Origin of the sequence: Anaerostipes sp. CAG:276 (genome assembly GCF_000432215.1) — a bacterium.
Lineage (GTDB): Bacteria > Bacillota > Clostridia > Lachnospirales > Lachnospiraceae > Anaerostipes > Anaerostipes caccae.
Genome location: NZ_FR889206.1, coordinates 17205 through 34702, shown reverse-complemented (window position 1 = coordinate 34702; position 17498 = coordinate 17205). Strand labels below are relative to the sequence as shown.

Here is a 17498-nt window from a genome sequence, read left to right as displayed (position 1 = left end):
TCCTTTCCTTTGATACTGCAATCATAACTTATAAAAATCACAAACCTTTCACAGGCATAAAATTTCACAGTACTGTAACTTTCCTTCTATCACCCATTGGGCAGGTAAATCTGAAAATCGGAACCTTTTCCAACCTCAGAACAGACTTGGATATAGCCTCCCTGCATTGTTATGATCTTCCTCGCCAGATAAAGCCCCACACCGATCCCCTCCTGGTCATACACCTCCGGTTCCCGGTAAAACCTTGTAAAAATCTCTGCCTGACGCTCCAGGGCAATCCCCTTCCCGGAATCCCTGATACTGATCTTCGTAAATATCTCCTGGACTGACACCTAGATTTCAATATTTCCTTCTCTGCCGGTATACTTTACCGCATTGTCGAGCAGGTTAAAGACGGCCTCCTCCGTCCACTTTGTATCATGATGTACCACGATGTCCTCATCGCAGTCCACAGACAGGCGTATCTGCTTTTTCTCAGCTTTCAAAACGATTGCCTCAACTGCTCTTTGAAGCGTCCCGCACAAAGGTAATTTCATACAGCGGACTTCTATGATTCCTGTCTCCAGACGGGACATTTTTACCATGCTCTGCAGAAGAAAATCCAGCTTTTCAGTCTGAATCCTTATTTTTTGGAGAAATTCCCCTGCTTCTGCCGAATCCAGTCCTTCATCCAGCAAAACCTCCTCATAGAGCTTGATATTCGCAATGGGGGTTTTCGTCTGATGGGAAATATCCGAGATCAGGCTTTTCATTTTTTTCTTCTCTTCCAGATTTTCTGCGCTTTCCCTCTTCCAGATACGCTCCAGCTTCTGAAGCTTTTCGTAAACTTTATTCCACAGAGTATCTCCCTCTTCTTCTATATTTTCCGGCTCCCTGCCGCAGGTCATATCGTTCAGACACCGGATCAGACGGTCGCTGAAGAAGAAAACATCCCGTTTTAGCTTCCATATTTTTATGCCCATAAAAACCGATATGAAAAAAAGGCAGCATGCCGCTGCTGTCATGATTCCAGCCATTGATATCCCATCCCATAAATATTAGAAATATAATGATGCTCTCCGTCCTCGATCTTTTTTCTCAGACGGTTTACGTTGACTGCCAGAGCGTGTTTATCCACGAAGCATCCCCCGCTGTCCCAGATACGTTCAAGCAGCACAGCGTAGGTCAGAAGCTGTCCTCTGTTCAGGACAAACTGACGGAGCAGCCGAAATTCCGTAGGAGTAACCATACATTCTTTTCCGCCCGCCTCTACCTTTGCCCTCTCAAAATCTATCTTTAAAAATCCATCGTCAAAGAAATTTTCTCTGCCGGTCTTTTCCCTCTTTAAAACCACGCGGATTTTTTCTTTTAATATTCTGATAGAAAACGGCTTTGTAATGTAGTCTTCCGCCCCGGAACCATAGCCCTCCAGGGCATCCTCCTCCAGATCTCTCGCTGTCAGAAACAAAACCGGGACTTCCCTCTGTCCTTTCATCCATCTGCAGAGAGAAAATCCTTCTCCGTCCGGCAGATTAACATCCAATAAAATCAGTTCCATTTTTTCTTGTCGATATATGGCTTTCGCCTCACAAACCGAATACGCTGAATATATGTCATACCCCTCTTTTTTCAGCGCATAGCAGATCGTCCGGTTCAGCTCCCGGTCGTCTTCCACGATCAGTATTTTCTGCATTTTGTACCTTCTTTCCGCATTTTCATCTGTCTTCAGCTTCTATTTTATCATACAATTAAGCCAAAAGACCTTCACTCCGGTGATTATCACGATATTGTGATCTTAAAAAATAACAAAGGAACTGCTGTACATAACCGATTTCTCCGTCATGGCACAGCAGTCCCTGATTTGATTTTACCGAATTTATTTTAGTATAGAAATAACAACTTTTATTTCAGCGTTTTTAATGCCTCTGTTACAAAGGCGTGGTCTTCACTTTGAGCCATTCCGGATACGGTCACGGTTCCGATCATTCCTGTCCCGGAAACAAAGACCGGAATGCTTCCTCCTGCCTGCGCATAATCGCCTTTTTCCAGCCCATACCGATTCCACATGTCATCCTGTTTGAGATCCATTGACAATTTCATTTCGTAAGAACTTTTTTCAAAATCATAAACCGTGTTTTCTTTCCTGCGGACCCAGTCTTCGTTGTTCTTAGACGTGCCCTCCATTGCCGCATAAAAAATCTGCTTTCTGTTCTTTGTAATGGAAATGACAATCGGTTTGTTTTCTTTCAAAGCTTTCTGGTACATTTGGATACCCAAAGCACAGGCTTCTTCGTTTGTGAATGATTTGAGAACAAGTTCTTTCTGCTCCTCGTTCATCTGATCAATTAATGTTTTGATATCTTCCATGACTTCCTCCCTATTGATCTGCCGGGAATACGATTCCCATCTGTTTTCTCGCTTCATCCATGACCTTCAGCTCCAATACAGAGTACTGATTATGTATCTGCGCACTTTCTTTTGCCTCTGCCAGCCGAATGAATTCCTCTATCTCATAATACATGTTGTTGGCCTTTTTGTCTATTTTGATTTCTTCTCTATCACCGTTCCGATAGACAATCTCGATCTTTGTTGTATCCGGAATTTCCGTTATGATCATAGAAGCCTCTTCTCCCTGGATCTGGCTTGGAAGTGCGGAATTTGTAATCTTAGAGTACATAAGCTCCGCCTGCATTTCATCATACATGGCCACAATGGTTCCGGACGCATCCACTCCGTTGGAAAGTTTCAGGCAGTGAGCTGAGATTTCATTGGGCAGTCCGAACAGTTTTACCATCGGATGCACACAGTAGACGCCGATATCCATCAGAGATCCGTTGGACAGCTCCGGTTTAAATGCGTTTTCTATGATTCCTTTTTTAAAATTGTCATACCGGCTGGAATACTGGCAGTACTGGAACGTTGCCCTGCGGATCTTTCCGAGCTTCGGAAGATTTTTCTGAATTGCCGCAAAACCAGGGTCGAACACGGAACGCATCGCTTCAATGACCATGACTTGATTTTCTTCTGCGGCCTTGAACATCTGCTCTAATTCGCCGGAATTAGATGCAATGGTTTTTTCACACAGGACATGCTTGCCGGCTTTCAGCATCTTTATACTCTGTCCTGCATGGAGCGCGTTGGGAGATGCCACGTAAACTGCATCGATGTCTTTTGCAGCCGCCAGAGCATCAAGGGAATCATAGCAGTCTTCGATCCCATATTTCTCTGCATACTCTTTTGCCTTTTCCATACTCCTTGAATACACTGCCTGAACCTTAAAGCCTTCACATTGGCTCCCCGCATTCATGAAATTGTCTGTTATAAAATTTGTTCCGATTACTGCAAATCTGACCATATGATCTCATCCTTCCGTGTGGCTATTGTTTTATATTGGTTACTATTATTTTATTGTGTTGGATCTTTTTTGTCAACCTTCCCAACTTTTGTTTTCACTCTGCACAGAACAGCAATCAGCAGAAGGCTTACTTAGAGGCATCTCACGGAAAAAGACAGGAGTTACTGTAAATAGTAAATCCTGTCTTCTCTGCGTACATTCACTGATCTCAGCAGCTGGTCATGTTCTTTCCTATGCCTGTTAATCCCTCAAAATCTTTCACAAAGTCATCAATCGCTGATGTGATTGCCTGGTTTTTTACGAATCCTTCAATCACATCCGGTGCGGCTGTAGAAGCGCCGATTCCGTATTCACATAGTTCCAGCACCTGCTGAGAATTCTTAAAGCTGGCTGCCAGCACTTCTGTGTTCATTCCATTATTCCTGAAAATATCATGGATTTTTTTTGCAGCCTGAATACCGTTATATCCCATATTATCAATCCGGTTAATATAAGGGGCTGCGTAGGATGCCCCGCTCTTTGCTGCAAGGAATGCCTGCATCGGTGTATAAACCGCAGTTGCCGTCAGTTTAATACCCTCTTTCTTTAATTCCTGCATTGCCTTAAATCCTTCAGGAACAGCCGGAATTTTTACATAAGTATTCTTTCCGAGCTCTTTGACTATTTTATGTGCCTCTTCAGCAATTCCATGCGCATCCCCTGACACAGCCTGCACATGAAGTTCCGCTTCATCCCCGATAAACTCACGGATTTCTTTGAGTACATCATAAGGACTTCTTTTACTTTTAGCCAAAATAGATGGATTCGTGGTCACACCATCCACCGGATAATATTCGTAAATTTCCTTAATCCGTTCGATGTTCGCATCATCAATCATTAATTTCATGGTAAGTCTTCCTTTCAATTACAGTGTCTGCTCTGTTCTTTCAATAATATCATCCTGTGTTTTTTTAGAAAGTACATTGAAGAATGCACTGTATCCGGCCACACGGACAATCAGATCTTTATGGTCCTCCGGATGTACCTGCGCATCCAGCAGCGTTTCTTTTGACACAATATTATACTGTACATGATATCCGTGCAGTCGGTTGAAAAATGTACGGATCAGCATTTCCAGCTTTTGTTTGTTCTCTTCCGTAGAAAGCATCTGCGGCGTCATCTTCTGATTTAATAAGACACCTCCGGTTATTTTCTCTGTGGGAAGTTTAGAAACAGTTTTAAATACCGCGGTCGGTCCGTTTTTATCCGCATTATGTGCAGGACTGCAGCCTTCCGCTAAAGGTTCAAATGCATTTCTTCCATCCGGCGTTGCCTTAGTTCCCATACCCTGCCCCACATTGGCACTGATGGAAGATGTGCCGCCGTAGCGTATCCCTCCGATCGGTCCTCTCTGATAACGAGTGTTTGGATATTTCTTGATTTCATCTAAGTAAGAATCATATGCTTCAAGAACCAGCAGGTCTACATCGTCATTGTCATTGCCGTACTTTGGTACGTCATTGACCAGCATCTCCTGAATCTTCTGATTCTCCGGAGACTGGAAATCATCAAGAATCGCATTCCAGAGCTGCTCCTTTGTAATTTTCTTTTCTTCGTAAACAAGCTGCTTAATCGCAGCCAGAGAATCTGCCATATTTGCAATTCCAACCTGAAGTCCGGAAATAAAATCATAAACAGCTCCGCCTTCTTTGATGGTCTTTCCTCTTCCGATGCAGTCATCCGTAAGCGCAGAGCAGAGAATATCCGGCACATCTCTTTCAGATGCTTTATCTATGACATTCTCAACAATGACACTGTAACGGGTCATTTCTCTTACAGTCTTATCCCACGCTGCCAGCAGATCCTCATAGGAATCCATATCCTTAAAATAGCCATAGCCTTTTGTAAATCTCTTTCCACTCGTCAGATCCACGCCATTATTCATGGCACAGAGCAGAACTCTCGGAAAATTGATATAAGACATTCCCGTACAGCGGTATCCCCACTTGCCGGGAACTGCGGTCTCTACACATCCAATGGCGCTGTAATTATAAGCGTCCTCTTCTTTGACACCCCAGTTGATAAAAGAAGGTATGATAATTTCGTCATTGTTCAGTGCCGGCATTCCAAATCCAAGCTTCATAACTTCGATACATTCGTCAAAAAACTGCTTGTTGATATTTTGATGATACCGCACCGTCAGGTTGGGCTGGGTAAGCCTTGTCTGTGCAACAGATTTAAGTACTGCAAAACTTAATTCATTCACCGCATCTTTCTTATCCGGTGTCTGTCCGCCGATCGTAACATTCTGATACATAGGAGAGCCGGCTGAACTTAAGGTATGTGCCTGGGATCTTATTTTATTGATGGTCAGTGTCTTGATCCAGAGACATGTCAGGATTTCTCCCGCCTCTTCCTCTGTCATCGTTCCGTCCTGAATCTCTTTTTTATAATACGGATACATATACTGGTCAAACCTTCCGTAACTTAAAGAGTGTCCGTTTGACTCGATCTGCAGGATCAGCTGAATGAACCAGACAGACTGTACAGCTTCTTTGAAAGAAGATGCAGGTTCATACGGAACCTTAGAACAAATCCTGCTCATCTCTTCCAGTTCTGCTTTTCTCTTCGGGTCCTTCTCTTTGCCTGCTAATTCTTCTGCCAGTCTGCTGTAACGCAGTGCAAAATGATGAACCGCCTCAATCACAATCAAGACAGCCTTATAAAATTCATTTTTATCAACACTCTCCGGATCAGTAAAGTCAAGAGCATCTTTGAAAGCCTTTGTTCTTTCTTCATATCCTTTCAATCCCTCAGCCAGAAGTCTTTCATAATTCACTGCTAAATGAGCATCTCCTGCATTTAGTTTTCCTTCCATGCCGAAAACACCGGTTTCCATAAAGACACTGACTTCATCAGGAAGAAGCGCCTCACCTCTTGCGCGCAGATTATTATTCTCCCAAAATGGTGCAATCTCACGAAGCTGCTGTTTTGTTTCTTCTGTTATATAAAATACATCTCCATCTCTCTTCTCAAAGAGATCCAATTCGTTCAGAATAAATTCCATTGTGTATTCGGGAAAAATCGGAGCATTGGCATTCTTCGTTGCCTGGTTGCCGGCGATCACAGATTTGTCTTCAATGTAAATCGTCATGTTTTCCAAAATCTTCTTCAGCATAAGCGCTCTCACCATGACACGGGGCTGATTCTGATTCTCTTTATAGGCCTGAGTCGCCAGCAATGCCCTCTCAGCATCGATATAGGGTTTCTCATCCAATACTTCTTCACGAAAAGCACTCATTCTGTCTGTCAGTGATCCAAAATGCGCTTTATTTTCCATAAGCTCCTCCTTTAAATTTCACTCGGAATATGTATTTGTTTTGTTTGTAATTTAAATCTACATCATTTCCAAATATTTGTCAAGATGTTTTTGTATTAAAATTAATTATTCTTTCATTTGAAAGTTTTTATTTTCAAATCGAAACAAATATGTTATGATTTAGTCAGCAAAGGAGATTACTATGAAAAAAGCAGATTATAAAAAAACAGGTGTTGTTTTTAATATTCAAAAATTTAGTGTCAATGACGGTCCAGGCATCCGAACAGTTGTTTTTTTTAAAGGCTGCCCTATGCACTGCCGCTGGTGTTCAAATCCCGAAAGCCAGCTTTCAGAGATCCAGATTCTATGGGATCAAAAAAAATGTATTGGGTGTCATCACTGCATAGATGTATGTCCGTCCAAAGCAATTTCTTTGATTCAGGACCACATCCGCGTTCATGCAGAGAAATGCATCGGATGCAGACAATGTGTACTCGAATGTCCCGGTAAAGCATTAAAATCAGAAGGGGAAACCAAGACAGTACAGGAAGTCCTTAATGTAGTGCTGCAGGATAAAGATTTTTATGAAGAAAGCGGCGGCGGCATTACTCTTTCCGGCGGTGAATTCCTTTCCCAGCCCGAATTTGCCGCTGAACTGCTGCTTGCTTCTAAGGAAAATGGACTGCATACTTGCTGTGAGACAACAGGATTTGCTGATCCGGAAATCTTTAACGGCGTAATAAAACATCTTGATTACATACTATTTGATATGAAACATTGGAATACCGCAAAACACAAAGAGGGCACCGGTGTATCCAATGATCTTCCTCTATTTAATATGAAGCACGCCATCCAAGCAGAAAAAGAAGTCCTCCCAAGAATTCCTGTGATCCCGGGATTCAACGACTCCTTAGAAGATGCCGCCAGGCTGGCAGACACCCTGCTGAAAGCCGGAGCAGATAAGTGTCAGCTGCTTCCTTTTCATCAGTTCGGTGAAAACAAATATGATTTATTGGGTCAGGCGTATGATTACCATGATATACCGTCTATGCACAGGGAGGATTTGCAGGATTATCTTCAAACAATGATTGATTGCGGGATTCTTGCATTTTTTTAAGCAGCATGTTCTTTCATTCGTAACTTTACCTCATTGATTGAATCTTTATTTGTGGTATACTAGGAAACAAAGTAAAATATCACAATGCTACAACATACGAACGGAGTCATCATATGAAAAACAGGACAAATAAGATTTTGGAGCTTCTCACCCAAAAAAATAAAATTGAAGTATCACAGCTTTCCGAAAAACTTGGTGTTTCCCAGGTTACTGTCAGAAAGGACTTAGATGAACTGGAAAACAAAGGAATCATAAAGCGTGAACACGGATTTGCACTCTTATGCAGCACGGACGATATTAACGGGAGAATCGCCTACCATTATGAAGCAAAACGAAAAATCGCCAAGAAGGCTGCCGAATTGGTCTGTGACGGCGACACAGTTATGATCGAAAGCGGCAGCTGCTGTGCTCTCTTGGCAGATGAGCTGGCCTCTTCCAAAAAAGATTTGACGATTATTACCAACAGCGCTTTTATCGCAGACCATATCCGGGGAAAATCAAACTTTCAGATCATTCTCTTAGGCGGCATTTATCAGCAGGATTCCCAGGTCATGGTAGGCCCTATGATTCGTCCCTGTGTAGAAAATTTTCTTGTAGATTTATTTTTTATCGGAACAGACGGTTATACTCCCAAGGCCGGCTTTACCAATCGTGACCAGATGCGGGCACAGGCTGTACGGGATATGGCCCTGCAGGCCGGTCAGGTTGTCGTATTAACAGAAAGTGACAAATTTTCTAAACACGGAATTGTCCCTCTCAACCTAAAAGAACAGGTCAAGACAGTGATTACCGATGATCAAATTTCTGAGGCTTCCAAGTCAGAGCTGGAGAGCAAGGGAATCAAAGTAACATTTTGACCAGTTCTCCTGCTTGCTGTCTCCAATAAGATTCAAAAAAACAGAACGGAAAATTTTTTTGATATTTTCCATTCTGTTTTTCTTTTTTTACTTACTTATTGAATTTATTCGTCATCTTTTCTTGAGCGGCTATAGATCATTTTCTTTGTTACGATAAAGATCACCAATGCTGCAAGAACAATAACACCGCCTACCAGGAATACATTCGCATAGGTAGATGCAGCTCCCGCTTCAACGCCTGCAATACTTCCTCCTGACATTGCACCCTTTGACATGAGCTGTCCAAAGACTGCCACACCGACAGATCCCGTGATCGCCTGTACAAGGTCATTGATTCCCAGGACACGCCCTGACTCTTCCGGCGATACCGTAAGTGTTGCCGTGTCTACGATCGGTGAGTAGAAGAAAGATGTTCCGAAGTAGTAGATACATGGTGCTGCCGCCAGTGCTGCATATTTACCGTAAGGAATCGCAAACGCAATGGCAATCAGTCCGAGTCCCATGGCTGAAAGAGCCATAATGATCGCCGCAGAACGCCCGATTTTTTTGATGACCGGTCCGCACACGAATCCAAGTACTGCCGCCAGGAGGATAGACCATACAAGCAGGTTGGAAACCTGAGCAGAATCAATACCAAACACCTCAAGTCCAATGGCATTTACACCGGCGTTCAGTGTATAGCTGAAGAAGTAACCTACGAAGATAACTACCATAGTTGCCACAAATGCTGGATTCTTTAAGAATGCCGGGGTAATGATCGGGTCTTCTGCTTTGTTGATGTACACGATAAAGGCTACCAGAGTTACAACGGTTGCAACGGTCCAGAGCATATTCATGTCAGTAAAGAACATTGTGATGGCACCTGCAAAAGCACCGATTAAAGTAAAGCCCCAGCCGTCAATCTTAGCGCCTTTTGCGTGTTCATCCGGAAGGTTCTTTGAAAGCGCCGGAAGAAATATAACAGAGATCATCGGGATCGCAAACATCCATCTCCAGTCAATTTTTGTTACATACCCGGCTGCTACTACACCGAGGGCCGCTGAAAATCTGAATACTGCCACAAAAATACCGTAATAAACTACACGCTCTTTCTGAGAAATGTATTTGGACACAAGGACCAGGAATACAGATCCTGCCACCTGACCGCCTATAGACTGAAGCATACGCGCCGCTACAACCGCCCAGATGCTCACTGGCCCCAGAAGGAATCCAATCGCAGAGCCAACAGCAAATACAATAGTTCCTAAAAGGGTCATTTTCTTTAGAGAGACAAAGTCACCCAGAGATCCGTAGATAACACAGACAATACCGAGAGCAATACCCGGAAGGGATGTGATCAGAGATGCCAGTTCCGGTGTTCCCAGCTGCTGACCGATATTTACAAAGATCATTCCGAATGCCTGCTGCTCAAGAATACCAAAGATAAAGATGATCAGCACCAATGGGATTGCACGCTTTGCCATACGGTTCATTTTTTCAAATTCTGGTGTTCCTTCCGCAGGTACCGGGATACCTGTTGTTTTTATATTTGTATTAGACATTTTTTATACCATACCTTTCAATAATGTTTTTCATATTGTTTATTTACATTCCGTGTCTGCGACTCTCTTCACATATCGTCTGCGGAAACGTTCTGCATCCACATCCACACACACTGCAGCGTTCTTTGTTTCACTTAATGTACCGTCAAAATCTACCGCTGTGGCACCCATGGTAAGCGGGCTGGAGATTTCCACATCGATAAAAGCGTCTTTTGTTTCAAACAGTTCCGGCTCAATCAGATACATGGCCGCAGAAGGATCATACATCTTAACTCCCTCTTCCACATGGCCGCCGTCATAAGAACGGAACAGGGAACTGATCATTCTTCCCGTCTCTCCGCTCTCTTCCAGTTTCTCAAGGTCTTCCACTGTAAGTCTGGCCTTTCTTCCAATATCTAATCCAACCATGGTAATTGGAATACCGGAACGAAATACGATTTTCGCCGCTTCCGGATCAATGGTTACATTAAACTCTCCATAAATGCCTATGTTCCCTCTTTCTGTAGAACCGCCCATAGTAACGATTTCCTGGATTTTTTCTTTGACCTCAGGAAACGTCGAGATCAGCAGAGCGATATTGGTCAGCGGACCAAGCGTCAGGATCGTTACCTTCTCTTCTGACTCCATCAGCACCCGATATTCGCTCAGAACTGCATTTTCTTTTAACAAAAGCTCCTTGTTAGGTTCAGGAAATTCAAACCCTCCCATACCGGATTTTCCATGCGCATTTGTTGCAAATCTGTTGTCCCTTAAAAGAGGAGCCGCTGCACCTTTTGCCACCGGGACATCCTTTTTCAGAAATGTCAGCAGCTTTAATGCATTGTTTGTGGTGTGTTCAATACCAACATTTCCTGATACACTGGCGATCAGCTTCACATCCAGGGACGGCTCGGACAGCATGACTGAAATTGCCGCCGCATCATCGATCCCCGGATCCGTATCAATGATTATTTTTCTTGTTTCCATGGTGTTCCTCCTAGTATAATTAGCATAAACAGTAAATCCGCTTTTTCTTAGTCTTCCTCAAACCGCTCTACCTCATCCTTTTTCGGGATAGACGGCGCCGCACCTTCCATAGAGACCGCGATCGCAGATGCTTTCGAAGCCATGTGAAGTGCTTTTTTCACAGTTTGCCCCTGCAGTCTTGCAGCCATATAATAGCCAGTGAAGGTATCTCCTGCCGCGGTGGTATCTACCGTTTCCACTTTATATGCTTTCTGCTCTGCCACTCCTTCTGTTCCCGCATACATCGAACCGTTTTCTCCAAGAGTAAGAACGATTTCAGCATGAGGAAACCGTTGTGTAAGCTGTTTTAGTAAAACATCCTGATCTGCATCTGACTGAACCAGTGTACGCGCTTCCACTTCATTTAGAATGAAACAGTCAATGTGATTTAAATTAATATCAAAAATCTTTTCATCCATTGGAGATGGATTCAGAACAATCTGCATTCCCCTTTCATGTGCTTTTTCTACAATATACGGAATCTCACTGATTTCATTTTGCAGGATCAGGCAGTCCCCTTCGTGAAATTCCCTGAGAACCTGATCCGCCATCTCTTTTGTGACCGCTTGATTTGCACCGCCGTACAAAATAATACAGTTATCTCCCTTCCGGTCTTTCTGAATCACTGCATTTCCAGTCCTGACATCCTCACTGATCCTCAGATAGCGGGTATCAACCTCTGCATCACAGAGAAGTTCGCTTAAAAACCTTCCGTCTTCCCCGATGATTCCTGCATGATAAACATCTCCCCCTGCTCTGCCGAGCGCAATGGACTGGTTAAGTCCTTTCCCTCCCGGAAACACATCCAGCGTATTAGAGGAGATCGTCTCTCCCTTTTCTACAAAATGGCTTACGCTGTAAACATAATCAATATTTAAAGAACCAAAATTAAGTATTTTCATATTACCCTCACTCACTCGTCAGTTTTTCGAAATGAAAATGCCATCTTATAAATGCTGCGGCAGTCATCCCGATTCAGTCTTTTTATGCCTCCAATGCTGTCATCTTCACCGCGGAAAGCGATCTGGTCAAGCATCTTTTCCACTTCATCTGTAGGAATCCTGAATTCCTCAAATGATACCGGCATTCCCATGCTCCGGAAAAACTCTTCTGTTTTCAGAATCCCTTTATACGCTGCCTCCAATGTATTGTCTCCGTTCCAATCCACTCCAAATACTTCTTTCGCATAGCGGGCAAACCGTTTAGGGTCTTCCTTATATACATACCGCATCCAGGATCCCATAATAATAGAAAGTGTGGCGCCATGCGGCGTATCATACAGAGCACTTAATTCATTTCCGATTTCATGGGTTGCCCAGTCCTGGATTCGACCAATGCCGACGGTATCGTTATGTGCTATCGTTCCGATCCACATGATCTCTGCGCGGTAAGAATAATTGTCCGGATCTGCGAGAACTTCAGGCCCAACCTCAACCAAGGTTTTCAGGATTCCTTCTGACATCCGGTCGATCACTCCAATCTCCCCATCCGGTGAGAAATACCTCTCACATACATGAGAAAACATATCCACAACACCGCATGCAGTCAAAAACTTTGGCAGCGAACAGGTCAATTCCGGATTCATAAACGCGATTGCCGGACGCAGGATCGGATTGCTGACCAAAAGTTTCATTCCAATCTCAGTATTGTTTATTACACTTACTTCACTGGATTCACTTCCGGTTGCCGGGCAGGTAAGGATCACGCCTGTGGGCAGAGACTTTTTGGGCACTTCTGTTCCCGTAAAAAAGTCCCATACATCTATATCCGTCACTGCTCCCAGCCCGATCGCCTTGGCAGAATCAATCACGCTTCCTCCGCCAATCGCCAGTACCATATCTGCATGTTCTTCCTTTGCCAGAAAAATTCCTTCTTTTACAAGAGACAGTCTTGGATTCGGCAGGACCCCGCCAAGTTCCAGCGTTTCGATTCCTTCCTTTTTAAGCTGTTCCTTCACCTGATCCAAAAGTCCGGTATCATACAAAAATTTTCCATCGTCATGGTGGATCAAAACTTTTCGGATCCCCATCTGCTTTAATTCGCTTCCAATCTGATTTTGCGCATCTTTTCCAAAAACAAATTTGGTATCAATACATAAGTTAAAATCCTTGAGCATCTTTTACACACCTTCTTTTATAATTTTTTCTATTTCTGAAACATCCTGTGCACAGTATTTAGGTTTGCGGGCACAAAGCTGTTTTGTATCTCCGTCTCCGTATGTCACCCCGATACAGTCAATTCCATTTTCACATGCAGCATCCACATCACTCCATGTGTCCCCGATATAGACATACTGACTTGCCTCCAATCCTGACTTGCGCATTACATCGGTGATCATCTCACTTTTTGTTCGTTCAGCCCCCGGGAAAGAATCCGGAGAAATCCAGCCGTCGAACAATACTTTCCAGTCTTTTTGCTTAAGGATCTTTTCCAATGCTTCCTGCGGTTTCATGGTAATGATAAAATGGATCATTCCTGCTGCCCTGGTTTTCAAAAGCAGTTGGCGGATTCCGGGATAGAGATATGTATTCTGGTATTCGTTGAGCGTACGGTAATGTACTCTTACCACTTCCTCAAACATCTCATATTTCTCTTCTTCCGGCTTTGGAATGATCTGATGAAAAACTTCTTTCACCGTTTTTCCAAGATTACTGTCCCTGCCGGTAAACTCTTTGGGCAGCCTGCCGCCGCATTTCGCTGCGGCATGTTCCAAAGTAATCCATACATCCCTGCCAGTATAAGCCAGAGTGCCGTCAAAGTCCCATAAGACCATCTGATACTTCATCAGTTATAGTTTTTAAGCGTCTTATACAGCAGATCCATAAATCCCGGAAAGTCTAATTCCAGGGCTGCCTCAGCGTTTGGCGCTTCTCCTCTAAAGTCCATCTGCGGCTCTCTGCACAGATCCACAGCAGGCTCTACTCCTCTTAAATGACGATAATCACATACTGTCATTCCCCTGGTAAGCTCACCTTTTAATTCAATGTCGATGTGCATATCAGCCGCTTTGATCAGAGACGGGTCGATCAGCCATGCCACCGCACAGGCATCGTGCATATTGGCCCCTGAAAGAGATGCACTCTTAATGGTTGTATCGATGAAGAATTCTGTCAGATCTGCCGCAAAATGTGCTGCTTTCGTTCCGATTTCACGGAATTTGGCCACATGCTCTGCTGTCAGACAACACTGCCTGGTCAGATTAATTCCTGACATTTTAATATGCATTCCTGAGTTAAATACACGGTAGGCTGCTTCCGGGTCTACATAAATATTAAATTCTGCTGCCGGGGTCCAGTTGCCGTAAGTCACAGAACCGCCCATGATACTTAATTCTTTGACACGCTCCACAATTTTGGGCTCACGGTTAATAGCTGCTGCAATGTTAGTCAGCGGGCCTGTGGCGATCAGAGTGACATCATCTGTGTTCATCACAGTTTCCACAATAAAATCAACTGCATGTTGATCCTGTGCTTTGGCAGTTGGCTCCGGAAGAACCGGACCGTCCAGCCCAGTTTCACCATGAAACTGCGGTGCGGTTACAAGAGGTACGGTTGTAGGGCAGGAATGTCCCGCAAAAACAGGAATATCAGTTCTTCCCAACACTTCCAGCACCTTCAGGGCATTCTTTGTCACATTCTCTAAAGTACAGTTACCGCCGATCGTGGTAATTCCAAGCACATCTAAATTCTGTACTGCCAGCATCATGGCAAACGCGTCATCATGCCCCGGATCGCAATCTAAAATCACTTTTTTCATAACTGATTCTCCTTTACTCTGCTTGATGTTCTTCTAAAAACTTTTGTAACTGCTCTGTATCAGGAGCAGTTCTGGCACCCTTTTTTGTCACGGTATACCCGGATACCGCATTTCCTGCGATCAGGCACTCTTTAAGCGGTCTGCCCTCCAGTACTGCACGGATAAATCCGGCATTATAGACATCCCCCGCACCAACCGTATCTTCTACTTTGACCGAAAATGCAGGCGCTGCTGTTTCCTCTTGTACAGAAAATCCATAAGATCCTTCTTTTCCATTTCTCACGATCACCACACGGCCTTCAGATACAAAGGCCCCGGCATTCTTTCTCCAATCTTTCTCTTCCCCAAGATAAGCAAATTCATCGGTACCGGATCCCAGCAGATACGCCGTATATTTGATAATCTCACGCACCGCCTTCTCATATTCCGGATCCAAAACACCGTCATCCACTCTCAGGTTCAGATCGAATGAAGTAGGAACTCCCGCTTCATATGCTTCTTTAAAAATCTTGATCACCGTGTGGCGGGCAGAGGTATCATACGCCAATGACATTCCTGATGAATGCACCCAGTCCGCTTTCCGTACTTTTTCAAACGATACTTTATCTGCATCCAGCACTTTAAATGCCTGATCCACCCTGGGCCATCCCCAGAGATAGCGTTCTCCGTTTTCGTCAATAAACGCAAACACACCGACTGTATTCAACTCCGGCTCAATAATCATATCGGATATATTTACGCCTTCTTTTTGAAGATCACTTTTCACGTACCTTCCATACTGATCTTCTCCGATGGAACCGATAAAACTTGTTCCGACTCCAAGCCTTGCCAGAGCCACTGCCGTATTGGCAGAGGTCCCGCCCCCCTGAAGGGACGGCTCCGGATAATCGACCAGTGTCCGTTCTTCATTCAGAAATCTCGGATAAGGTACGATAATGTCAACGGTTGCATCGCCGACAACGATTACATCAGGCATTCTGTGCTGCCTCGATAAATGCTTTTACTCTGGCCGGATCTTTGCAGCGTTCTGTGTCTGCACGCTCATCGTCATAGTTTGTCATCGTAAAGGAGTCTACTCCGTACGGATGTGTGATATGGATAGCTTCTGCCACATTGTCTGCATCCAGTCCTCCAGCGATAATACAAGGTACATCCGTGCTTTCGATGATAGCTTTGTCGATCAGCTGGTCATGGGTAAGTCCCGTTGCTCCGATATCACCTGCTGACGGCGCTTTTGTATCAATCAGGAAGAAATCCGCTACCGGTTCATAATCTTTGATGTACTGCATAACTTTCTGCTCTTCAAGAGGCACCCCCGCAAGAACAGGAATCGCCTGCATAATCTTAAGTCCCGGGAATCTGTTTTTAAGTTTCTGTACCTGGGCCGGGGTAATGCCCTCAATATCGCCTGATAAATGCATCACATCCGGCATAGCCTCTTTTAAGTCTTCTGTAATCTCATCAATGTCTTCTGATACTGTCAGACCAATCCTGACTGCTTCCGGCTGCACGCCTTCAAAAATTTCTCTGGCGCGTTCACATGAGAGCTGACCCGGGGTTCTCTTGATCTTTCCATAAGACACTCCAAGGTGATGTCCTCCCATCTCCACGACCATCCGTGCATCCTCTACTGTTCTGATCCCATAAATTTGAATAATTACATCTGCCATTTCCTAAACCATCCTTTCTTCTAATGCTTCCATAAATGCTTCTGTTGTAAAAACTGTCTTTGTAAATCCCGCCCCCTGTGCCACTTTTGTAATCGGCGGAGGCGCAACAAAACTCTTCTTTAAGGTTTCAACTTGCGCAAACATATCTTCAGCCCTGCCGTCCAGGAACACCTCCCCTCTGCACATCACAATGATGCGCTTAAAATTCTCAACTACAAATTTCATATCATGAGAAATGGTAATACATAATTTCCCTCTCTCTTTCAATGTCTGAATAATCCTGTGCAGCCTTAGATTACCCTGCACATCCTGCCCGCAGGTAGGTTCATCAAAGATCAGTACCCCGGGATCCATCATGATGACCGCACCAATGGTACAGAACTTCTTCTCCGCCAAAGTCAGATCCAATGGATGCAAATCCAATTTCTCAGATAATCCTACAAGGTCAGCGGTCCACTCCACCCTCTTGTCGATCTCTTTCTGCGTCATCCCGATCTGCTTTGGTCCGAATTCAAATTCTTTCCTTACAGATTCCAGAAACAACTGGTCATCCGGATTCTGGAATACGTATCCAACCTCCTTTGACCACTGTGCTGTGGACCGTTTTTCAATACTCTCGTCATTGATCAGCACTTCTCCTGATGAAGGTCTCAAAATTCCGTTAAAGTGCTTTACAACTGTGGTCTTCCCGGCTCCGTTCTGTCCTATGACCGCGACCGGATCCGTTCCTTCAATCTCCAAATTAATTCCCTTCAGAGCTTCATCTCCTGAAGGATACACATAGCGGAGTTTTTTTAACTCAATCTTCATATTTTCAGAACCTCCTTCACCATTTCTATGGTCGGTCCCTCGGTAATTTCTATTTCCCGTTCCGTATAATATTTTTCCTTAAGCGCCTGGGAGAGTTTCACATAATCAGG

18 protein-coding genes are annotated in these 17498 nt (G+C 44.1%); 2 read left to right on the top strand and 16 right to left on the bottom strand.

From position 1 onward, the window contains the following. Nucleotides 1-89: 89 nt before the first annotated feature. From QVP35_RS16525 to QVP35_RS15005, 7 genes are all read right to left on the bottom strand, one after another. The gene (locus tag QVP35_RS16525) at nucleotides 90-332 is read right to left on the bottom strand and encodes a sensor histidine kinase (protein WP_009289735.1); all 243 of its coding nucleotides are present in this window, start codon (nucleotides 330-332) and stop codon (nucleotides 90-92) included. After that, a complete protein-coding gene (locus tag QVP35_RS15030) occupies nucleotides 333-1016 on the bottom strand; it encodes a sensor histidine kinase (RefSeq protein WP_009289736.1) in 684 nt (227 codons plus the stop codon). Further along, nucleotides 1001-1672 carry a response regulator transcription factor gene (locus QVP35_RS15025; RefSeq protein ID WP_006567100.1) on the bottom strand — a complete coding sequence of 224 codons (672 nt, stop codon included), beginning with the start codon at nucleotides 1670-1672 and terminating at the stop codon, nucleotides 1001-1003. Before QVP35_RS15025 ends, QVP35_RS15030 begins: the two co-directional genes overlap by 16 nt. Before the next feature lie 209 nt (nucleotides 1673-1881). Then, nucleotides 1882-2346 carry a heme-degrading domain-containing protein gene (locus QVP35_RS15020; protein WP_006567101.1) on the bottom strand — a complete coding sequence of 155 codons (465 nt, stop codon included), beginning with the start codon at nucleotides 2344-2346 and terminating at the stop codon, nucleotides 1882-1884. Between the two features lie 10 nt (nucleotides 2347-2356). Beyond that, nucleotides 2357-3334, bottom strand: a complete 978-nt coding sequence (locus QVP35_RS15015) for a Gfo/Idh/MocA family protein (RefSeq protein WP_022261357.1) — start codon at nucleotides 3332-3334, stop codon at nucleotides 2357-2359. A 208-nt stretch (nucleotides 3335-3542) separates the two neighbouring features. After that, nucleotides 3543-4220: a transaldolase family protein gene (locus tag QVP35_RS15010; protein ID WP_009289739.1), complete on the bottom strand. Its 678-nt coding sequence runs from the start codon at nucleotides 4218-4220 to the stop codon at nucleotides 3543-3545. Nucleotides 4221-4238: 18 nt separating this feature from the next. Next, on the bottom strand, nucleotides 4239-6653 hold the full coding sequence (locus tag QVP35_RS15005; protein WP_009289740.1) for a glycyl radical protein: 2415 nt from the start codon (nucleotides 6651-6653) through the stop codon (nucleotides 4239-4241). A 181-nt stretch (nucleotides 6654-6834) separates the two neighbouring features. Between QVP35_RS15005 and QVP35_RS15000 the strand changes: the two genes are divergently transcribed. Both QVP35_RS15000 and QVP35_RS14995 read left to right on the top strand, forming a co-directional pair. Next, a complete protein-coding gene (locus QVP35_RS15000) occupies nucleotides 6835-7749 on the top strand; it encodes a glycyl-radical enzyme activating protein (RefSeq protein WP_009289741.1) in 915 nt (304 codons plus the stop codon). A 113-nt stretch (nucleotides 7750-7862) separates the two neighbouring features. Continuing rightward, a complete protein-coding gene (locus tag QVP35_RS14995) occupies nucleotides 7863-8606 on the top strand; it encodes a DeoR/GlpR family DNA-binding transcription regulator (RefSeq protein WP_022261356.1) in 744 nt (247 codons plus the stop codon). Nucleotides 8607-8710: 104 nt separating this feature from the next. On the opposite strand, the gene QVP35_RS14990 is transcribed toward QVP35_RS14995, so the two are convergent. From QVP35_RS14990 to QVP35_RS14950, 9 genes are read right to left on the bottom strand one after another with little or no spacing between them, the layout of a single operon-like run. Continuing rightward, the gene (locus QVP35_RS14990; protein WP_006567107.1) at nucleotides 8711-10147 is read right to left on the bottom strand and encodes an MFS transporter; all 1437 of its coding nucleotides are present in this window, start codon (nucleotides 10145-10147) and stop codon (nucleotides 8711-8713) included. 39 nt (nucleotides 10148-10186) lie between these two features. After that, nucleotides 10187-11113 carry a ribonucleoside hydrolase RihC gene (gene rihC / locus QVP35_RS14985; RefSeq protein ID WP_009289743.1) on the bottom strand — a complete coding sequence of 309 codons (927 nt, stop codon included), beginning with the start codon at nucleotides 11111-11113 and terminating at the stop codon, nucleotides 10187-10189. A gap of 47 nt (nucleotides 11114-11160) precedes the next feature. After that, nucleotides 11161-12054 (bottom strand): ribokinase, encoded by an 894-nt coding sequence (locus QVP35_RS14980; RefSeq protein ID WP_009289744.1) that lies wholly within the window; start codon nucleotides 12052-12054, stop codon nucleotides 11161-11163. A gap of 11 nt (nucleotides 12055-12065) precedes the next feature. After that, the gene (locus tag QVP35_RS14975; protein ID WP_009289745.1) at nucleotides 12066-13268 is read right to left on the bottom strand and encodes an iron-containing alcohol dehydrogenase; all 1203 of its coding nucleotides are present in this window, start codon (nucleotides 13266-13268) and stop codon (nucleotides 12066-12068) included. Nucleotides 13269-13271: 3 nt separating this feature from the next. Continuing rightward, complete coding sequence (locus tag QVP35_RS14970) at nucleotides 13272-13925, bottom strand: HAD family hydrolase (RefSeq protein WP_225103675.1); 654 nt, start codon at nucleotides 13923-13925, stop codon at nucleotides 13272-13274. 11 nt (nucleotides 13926-13936) lie between these two features. Then, nucleotides 13937-14908: a nucleoside hydrolase gene (locus QVP35_RS14965; RefSeq protein WP_006567112.1), complete on the bottom strand. Its 972-nt coding sequence runs from the start codon at nucleotides 14906-14908 to the stop codon at nucleotides 13937-13939. Nucleotides 14909-14921: 13 nt separating this feature from the next. Next, on the bottom strand, nucleotides 14922-15884 hold the full coding sequence (locus QVP35_RS14960) for a carbohydrate kinase family protein (protein WP_009289747.1): 963 nt from the start codon (nucleotides 15882-15884) through the stop codon (nucleotides 14922-14924). Continuing rightward, nucleotides 15877-16578: a phosphoribosylanthranilate isomerase gene (locus QVP35_RS14955; protein WP_009289748.1), complete on the bottom strand. Its 702-nt coding sequence runs from the start codon at nucleotides 16576-16578 to the stop codon at nucleotides 15877-15879. The genes QVP35_RS14960 and QVP35_RS14955 overlap by 8 nt, the downstream gene beginning before the upstream one ends. Before the next feature lie 3 nt (nucleotides 16579-16581). Continuing rightward, nucleotides 16582-17388, bottom strand: coding sequence for an energy-coupling factor ABC transporter ATP-binding protein (locus QVP35_RS14950; RefSeq protein ID WP_009289749.1), 807 nt, complete (start codon nucleotides 17386-17388; stop codon nucleotides 16582-16584). Nucleotides 17389-17498 lie beyond the last annotated feature (110 nt).

Coding starts and splice junctions, on each gene's coding strand:
- QVP35_RS15030 (WP_009289736.1), bottom strand. CDS start 1,016: ATGGCTGGAATCATGACAGCAGCGGCATGCTGCCTTTTTTTCATATCG.
- QVP35_RS15025 (WP_006567100.1), bottom strand. CDS start 1,672: ATGCAGAAAATACTGATCGTGGAAGACGACCGGGAGCTGAACCGGACG.
- QVP35_RS15020 (WP_006567101.1), bottom strand. CDS start 2,346: ATGGAAGATATCAAAACATTAATTGATCAGATGAACGAGGAGCAGAAA.
- QVP35_RS15015 (WP_022261357.1), bottom strand. CDS start 3,334: ATGGTCAGATTTGCAGTAATCGGAACAAATTTTATAACAGACAATTTC.
- QVP35_RS15010 (WP_009289739.1), bottom strand. CDS start 4,220: ATGAAATTAATGATTGATGATGCGAACATCGAACGGATTAAGGAAATT.
- QVP35_RS15005 (WP_009289740.1), bottom strand. CDS start 6,653: ATGGAAAATAAAGCGCATTTTGGATCACTGACAGACAGAATGAGTGCT.
- QVP35_RS15000 (WP_009289741.1), top strand. CDS start 6,835: ATGAAAAAAGCAGATTATAAAAAAACAGGTGTTGTTTTTAATATTCAA.
- QVP35_RS14995 (WP_022261356.1), top strand. CDS start 7,863: ATGAAAAACAGGACAAATAAGATTTTGGAGCTTCTCACCCAAAAAAAT.
- QVP35_RS14990 (WP_006567107.1), bottom strand. CDS start 10,147: ATGTCTAATACAAATATAAAAACAACAGGTATCCCGGTACCTGCGGAA.
- rihC (WP_009289743.1), bottom strand. CDS start 11,113: ATGGAAACAAGAAAAATAATCATTGATACGGATCCGGGGATCGATGAT.
- QVP35_RS14980 (WP_009289744.1), bottom strand. CDS start 12,054: ATGAAAATACTTAATTTTGGTTCTTTAAATATTGATTATGTTTACAGC.
- QVP35_RS14975 (WP_009289745.1), bottom strand. CDS start 13,268: ATGCTCAAGGATTTTAACTTATGTATTGATACCAAATTTGTTTTTGGA.
- QVP35_RS14970 (WP_225103675.1), bottom strand. CDS start 13,925: ATGGTCTTATGGGACTTTGACGGCACTCTGGCTTATACTGGCAGGGAT.
- QVP35_RS14965 (WP_006567112.1), bottom strand. CDS start 14,908: ATGAAAAAAGTGATTTTAGATTGCGATCCGGGGCATGATGACGCGTTT.
- QVP35_RS14960 (WP_009289747.1), bottom strand. CDS start 15,884: ATGCCTGATGTAATCGTTGTCGGCGATGCAACCGTTGACATTATCGTA.
- QVP35_RS14955 (WP_009289748.1), bottom strand. CDS start 16,578: ATGGCAGATGTAATTATTCAAATTTATGGGATCAGAACAGTAGAGGAT.
- QVP35_RS14950 (WP_009289749.1), bottom strand. CDS start 17,388: ATGAAGATTGAGTTAAAAAAACTCCGCTATGTGTATCCTTCAGGAGAT.